Raw genomic sequence first — 5,880 nt, 5'->3', positions numbered from 1 at the left:
CGCGACGGCCGAGTGGGTCGACTGGTACTGCCACCGCCGACTCCACGGTGAAATAGGGCACATCCCACCCGTCGAATACGAGACCAACCACTACCCCACCACCGCGAAACCCCAGGTCAAAACCACAATCTGAGATCTCTACCGAACCCGGGGCGGTTCAAACGTTGGTTGATGCGGCACTAGACCAGACTTCTGACACGATTCCCGTCCGGGCCAGTTAAAGCCGCTGTCCTTCCGAGATTGACGGGTGCGTTTGCGCTGGTCAGGCAAAGGGTCGGTGTTTCGGCGGCAGAGACGAGGTGTTGTGTCGTCTCTGCAGTGGAAGTGCCGGGATGCCGTCGGTAGGGCCTCCTGGTGTGCTCAAGGTCTCGACAACCCCGAGCTGCACCAGAGGCCCTGTCTTCATGCACGGACAGACCGAAGATCGCCCGACCGAGCCGCCGCATTCGAACCCATGCTCACCAAGACCGGTACGACAACGGCTTCTCAGCCCAGAGCGAAGGCGCTGGGCTGCAGGATCGGCGGGGACGGTTCCTGATCGGATCGAGAGGCCTGGCAGCAGTAGGCATCCAACCGCGCATCCTCCGCCCTTTGGTCACAGATCCGTCACTAACGGAATATATGACTCCTGCACTCCATGCGGCGTGGTTACGGTCATCTCTCCACGGACCACACTCAGGGGGATGTATGGCTCAGAGCCAGCAGCCGCCGTGGGGGCAACCGCCCCAGCCGCCCAGCAACAACCCCTACGCCGCCCCCACTCCCCCACAGTGCCGTCCGAAGTGGACACGGAAGCGATTCCTGATCCCGGCCGGCGTCATCTTGTTCGTCGTCGGCGTAGGAATAGGCAGTGCGGATGATCCCGCGAAGACCCAGAAAGTTGTCGGCGCACAACCCGTCTCTTCTGTCACGGTGACGGCAACAGCGCCCGTGACCGCTACTCCAGCGCCTGCCGAGACGGTGACCGCAAGCCCGGAACCGGTGCCGACCGTCACCAGGACGAAGACTGTCAGAGTGACCGTCGCCCCCAAAGTCCGGGACGATGGCACGTCCGGCGGATCAGGTTCGGGTGGGAGTAACAGCAGCGCGTACTACGCCAACTGCGACGCTGTGCGCGCAGCCGGCGCCGCGCCCATTCACGCCGGAGAGCCCGGCTATGGGCGCCATCTCGACCGGGACGGCGACGGGGTCGGTTGCGAATAGTGGTGCTGCGGCAGTGAGCGGTCTTCCCTGTGTCATGCGGGGCTGGCGTCGGGGTGGTGGTTGATCCATGCGAGGCCTCCGATGTCGAGGCGGTTTCGGGCTCGTGTGACTGCTACGTAGGCGAGTCGGGCTTCGCCGTCGTCGATGGGCCCGGGAAGGGGTTGGCCCTTGTCGTCGTGTTCGTCGCTGTCCGGTGGCGGGGTGAAGTCGTCAGCGATTCGTACACGTGGCCATTCGCGCCCTTTGGCTTTGTGTGCAGTGGAGACGGTCACCTCAGCTGTGTGTTCGTCGTCGAGCTGGTCGATGGCTTGGAGGATGGTGGTGGTGCCATGGGTGTCGACGAGGTCGACGAGTGGCTGAAGGTCGCCGCCGGCTGGGTCGTGGCCGGCGTAGTCCTGCAGTTCGCCCCAGGTCGGGAAGAGGACGAGCTCGGGGTGAGATGTGCGGTGGCCCTCTTTGAGGTCGTTGGCAGCCCGGGCCAAGGCCCGTAGCGCCTCCCCTCCCCCGACCAGAGCTACGCGGTGGCCCATTTCGAGTAGCTGCATGACTTCGCGCATGGCGCCCACGTTGGTCCGGCACAGGACAGCGTCGGGGACCTCGACGGGGCCGAGTTCGGTAGGGACCGTGTCGGTTCCTTCGAGGCGCAGGGGTGCGTCGGCGAGGGTGAGCCATCGGTTGGCTTCGGCTGCGAGGTGGGGTCCGAAGCGGAAGGACTTGGACAGAGTGAGTTGTGTGCCGGAGAATTCGGTCATGACGTCGCGTGCTCCGCGCCATTGGTAGATGGCTTGTGCGGAGTCGCCGACCATGACCAGTTGGGCGTGGCTGCGCTGGTTGAGGAAGATTTCTTCGACGACGGGGTTGGTGTCCTGGGCTTCGTCGAGTAGAAGGAAGTCGGTGTTGATTTTGGGTTGGGTGAGGGCCCAGATCTTGAGGTAGTGGTCGTGGTCGAAGCGGACGGCTCCGTCGTGTGTGTGCTGGAGGTCGGTCCAGGCTCGGCGGGCGAAGGGCACGATGTGTTTGGTGAGTTGGGTGTGCAGGTCGGGGTCTTCGAGGCCGCGTAGGCGGGGGACGTGGTGGCGGGTGATGGTGGGTGCGGCGGAGTGGCAGAAGCTGGTTACGGTGCGCAGGGTGGCGTAGGAGAGGGCTTTGGGTGACAGGTCGCGTTCGCCGATGCGGATGGTTTTGGTGATGCCGAGGGCTTGGCCTGTTTGCCAGGCGGGGCGTCTGGGGGCGTTCAGGCGCTGGGCGTAGTGGTGGCCGGTGGCGGCGTATGCCAGGGCGTGGGCGGTTTTGCAGGTGACGGCGGGAGGGAAGCGGGCAGCGGCGTCCTGGGCGATGGCTCTGTTGTAGGCGAGGTAGCGGCCGCGGCGGCGTGTGCGGTGGGCAAGTAGGGCCAGGGTGCTGGTCTTGCCGGTGCCGGCGCCTGCTTGGAGGGCGAGGTGGTCGCCGGCGTGGAAGGCGTCGGCTGCGGCGGTTTGTTCGTCGGTGGGATTCGGGTTGAGCACCCTGGTACTCCATCGGTGTGCGGGGGGGGTGGGTGAACGTATGCGCGGCAGCGGTCAGCTGTTGCGGCGGGATGAGGTGTGTCAGAAGTCGTTGCAGGGCGATGTCGAGCCTGTGGAGCGTTTTCGGCTGCGAGGTGTGCCAGCGCCCGGGGGGGCGGTATGGGCAGGCGAATTCAGGGCGCGGACTCCTGGAGCGATGCCTGGGTGGACTTCGGCCGTGCATGGTCGTGTGCGGTTCTCATGCCCGTGTCTGGGTCCGGTGGTGTCTGACTGTGGTGGGCAGGCGGTTGTGGATGTGCTGGTGGTGCAGCAGCGGGTCGAAGGCTTCCCAGTCGCAGCGTGCGAGGTCGGCTGCGCCCGGGGCGGCGGCGTGGTCGGGGCAGCGTTGGTGGTGCCAGCGCAGTTGTTCCGCGTAAGGGAGGCGGGTGAGGTCGTAGACGGCCATGAGGCCGTCGGGGATGGTGAGTTGTCCGCGTCGTCCGGTGGTGGCGGGGACGAGTGTCCATGTGCCGGCCGGTGCGTCGGGGCTGAGGACGGGGCGGGTGCAGCGGTGGCGGAGCCGGGTCTGGGCTACGCACTGGATGGTGTCGACGGGCTGGGCGGCGAGGTAGCGGGTGTGGAGGACCAGGACGATGGGCCGGGCCGGACGGCAAGGTTCTGGGGTGGTTGCGGGTGAGGCTGTGCCCGGTGTTGGTGGGGTGAGGGTGCCGATGTCGAGGAGTCGGCGGGTGTGCAGGGCGAGATGGCGGCGCAGTGCAGCGATCTGCGAGGTGAGCGGGGTGGGGGCGGGGTGTGCGGGGCACAGGGAGATGTGGGGGATGCGGCACCAGGGGGTGCCGTCGTGGGCGGGGTGGGCGATGCCGGAGCTGACGTGCCAGCGGCTGGCGGCCGGAACGGAGGTGGCGTCGAGTTCTTGCGGGTGGAGGCTGATCGGGCGGTTGTCGGGGCGGGTGTACCAGTCGACGCGGTTGCCGCACTCGCGGCAGCGGCTGGGCTGGGCGCTGCACACGAGGCGGGTGGGGCTGTCGATGGCGACGCGCAGGGCCCGCTGGCGGTGGGGGCGGTTGGGGGTTCCGTCCCATCGGCGGCCGGAAGTGGAGGACATGGCCGTGAAGGTGACAGGCGCCGCGCCGTGGCTGTGGTGAGCGTGCCGGTTTGTCCTGCGGATGGCTCAACCGGGCGGGACAGGTGTGCGACTTCTCGTGCAGGGGTTCCCGTCGGTGACTGGATCGGGTGATCCTCGGCGACGGGGCCAGTGGTGCTATTCGGCAGGTTCGGCGGGTGGCTCGTGGCCTTCACAGAGGGTGGCGAAGAGGTGGTCGACGGACACGTCGAGGGCGTGGGCGAGGGCGTGCCAGGTCTTGAGGGATCCGATGGTGCGGCCCTGCTCGATTTCGATGAGGGTGCGTCTGGCCAGGCCGGTGCGGCGGGCGAGTTCGTCGTAGATCCAGCCGCGTTCGCTCCTCAGCCGCGCGAGCTCCAGGCGGAGGGCGGTGAGGTTCGGGTCGGGCGGGAAGGTTGTCACCCCCCCATCCGAAGGTGCAGACCCCTGCCCTGTCAGTGCAGACCTCTGCCCTATTTCCGCAGGTCGCCGCGCCGCACGTGAGGGCAGAGGTCTGCACTACGGTGTGGCGCCGACACCCCTCCCCTCGCCACGACTCCCAGGGGCGGGTCGGCTCCCGGCTGAAGACAGGAGGAACGGGCGCCCCATGAGGCTGTGCACCCTGCGCCCCCAGGTACGGCGCACCTGGACCGTGGAACTACGCCCGCAGCAGGGCGGAACCGTGCTCTATTGCGCCTTGTGCGCGCCACGCGGTCACGCTCTGGCAGCGTCTGCGGCCCGGCCCGCGGTCCTGGCGCACCTGGCCCACCACGCGCGGCGCGACGTGCTGCTCCCGCACCTGCGTACCTGCCAGTGCCATGAACGCGGATGCCGGTGGCATCCGCGCCACCGGGGTTGTGCCGGCCCCGTCCTGCTCGTCCTAGCGCGTGAACGCGGAGGCCGTCTCTGGCGTCTGGCCGACGTCTGCGCCGCCTGCGCGGGTGCCACCCCGGGCAGCGCCGTCGTCCCCGACACCGCTATCGCATCAACCCCAGCAAGGCCCGATGCCGGCCCCGGTTCCGCTGGGGCGCAGCGTTCCACGTTGCCCGGTGGTGCCGCTCCGGCGCATCGTGTCCGCGACATGCTCAGCTATCTCGCGGCCGTGCTTCCCCCGGAGGTGAGCGCCGAGGGCCGACTCCTGGCGCTGCAGTGTGCACTGTGCAGCAACACATCCGGGCAGGTGCATCTCCCGGCCGGGCTGCTTCGCGGCATGCGCCTGGCCCGGGACCTCGCGCCCTGGGACGAGCTGGAGGACGCCCGCTGGCTGCGCCGTTTGCCGCATCCCACAGAACAGACGGGGCGCAGAACTGCCGCCGCGCAACTGCTCGATGCGACCGTCCTCACCCAGGAGCCCGCCCGGCGCGACCGTCACCGGGCTGCCGACTGGGCTCTGCGGGGGGTCTCCCGGCCACGGCTACGTGCCTTGCCTGCCGCAGACCGCCTGACCGCACTGGTACTCGCCGCGCACCACTCCCCCGACGCCGGGCGGACCAGCCTGGAAGCAGTTCACCTGACCCGTACCTGCGGACTCGACCAGAACACGCTTACCGCGACACTCGACCGTCTCGTGGCCGTGAACGCCGTCGCAGCATGGACGTTCGACCCGGTCACGCAAGACGTGTCCTGGGACCCGCCTCGTAAATGAGAACTCTGCTCACGGGCGTACAGGCAGCGCGCAACTCGCGTCGGTACCACCGGCGGGAGCCGCAGGAGGTCGCGACGGCGCACCAAACAGGCTTGCCACAGAAATTCCGCTGCAGATGCGGCTCCTACGAGTCCTACTCGAACACTGCGGGATAGGTCGACGCGTAACCCCACCAGACCAAGTCGGGTCAACTGAGCGACAATTGAATCCGTGGCCCTCCGATGCCGGGCGGGACGGCACTGCGGCGTCTGAAGGTCGTTCCCAGGTCACCGGTGATGGTTCCCCGACTGTGGCTGGGTTGAAAATCTGCGCGATTTTCGTGTCCATGCTCTAGTAGTACTTCGTTAGGTTGCGCTTCTGTGGTGGCGGCGTTGTCGTTGTGTGTTTGGGTAAGTCGCGGTGGCAGGTGGGGCATTGGCCGGTCC

6 protein-coding genes are annotated in these 5,880 nt (G+C 67.8%); 2 read left to right on the top strand and 4 right to left on the bottom strand.

Annotated features, from left to right (window positions below):
• The first annotated feature begins 621 nt into the window (after positions 1–621).
• Positions 622–1,203 carry an excalibur calcium-binding domain-containing protein gene (locus ACZ68L_RS46510; protein WP_469590934.1) on the top strand — a complete coding sequence of 194 codons (582 nt, stop codon included), beginning with the start codon at positions 622–624 and terminating at the stop codon, positions 1,201–1,203.
• Between the two features lie 32 nt (positions 1,204–1,235).
• Here the strand turns inward: ACZ68L_RS46510 and ACZ68L_RS46505 are convergent, their stop codons facing one another.
• From ACZ68L_RS46505 to ACZ68L_RS46490, 4 genes are all read right to left on the bottom strand, one after another.
• The gene (locus ACZ68L_RS46505; protein ID WP_469590932.1) at positions 1,236–2,708 is read right to left on the bottom strand and encodes a UvrD-helicase domain-containing protein; all 1,473 of its coding nucleotides are present in this window, start codon (positions 2,706–2,708) and stop codon (positions 1,236–1,238) included.
• Between the two features lie 238 nt (positions 2,709–2,946).
• The gene (locus tag ACZ68L_RS46500; protein WP_469590930.1) at positions 2,947–3,813 is read right to left on the bottom strand and encodes a DUF6083 domain-containing protein; all 867 of its coding nucleotides are present in this window, start codon (positions 3,811–3,813) and stop codon (positions 2,947–2,949) included.
• Between the two features lie 156 nt (positions 3,814–3,969).
• Positions 3,970–4,233, bottom strand: coding sequence for a helix-turn-helix transcriptional regulator (locus tag ACZ68L_RS46495; RefSeq protein WP_469590928.1), 264 nt, complete (start codon positions 4,231–4,233; stop codon positions 3,970–3,972).
• 235 nt (positions 4,234–4,468) lie between these two features.
• A complete protein-coding gene (locus tag ACZ68L_RS46490; protein ID WP_469590926.1) occupies positions 4,469–4,651 on the bottom strand; it encodes a hypothetical protein in 183 nt (60 codons plus the stop codon).
• A gap of 240 nt (positions 4,652–4,891) precedes the next feature.
• Here ACZ68L_RS46490 and ACZ68L_RS46485 point away from each other — a divergent pair, with 240 nt between their 5' ends.
• Positions 4,892–5,455: a hypothetical protein gene (locus tag ACZ68L_RS46485; protein ID WP_469590924.1), complete on the top strand. Its 564-nt coding sequence runs from the start codon at positions 4,892–4,894 to the stop codon at positions 5,453–5,455.
• The last annotated feature ends 425 nt before the right edge of the window (positions 5,456–5,880 follow it).

The sequence above is a fragment of the Streptomyces sp. NPDC104309 genome, assembly GCF_055584025.1.
Note: the sequence above shows the minus strand (reverse complement) of the source record. Positions and strands in the feature narration are given on the sequence as shown.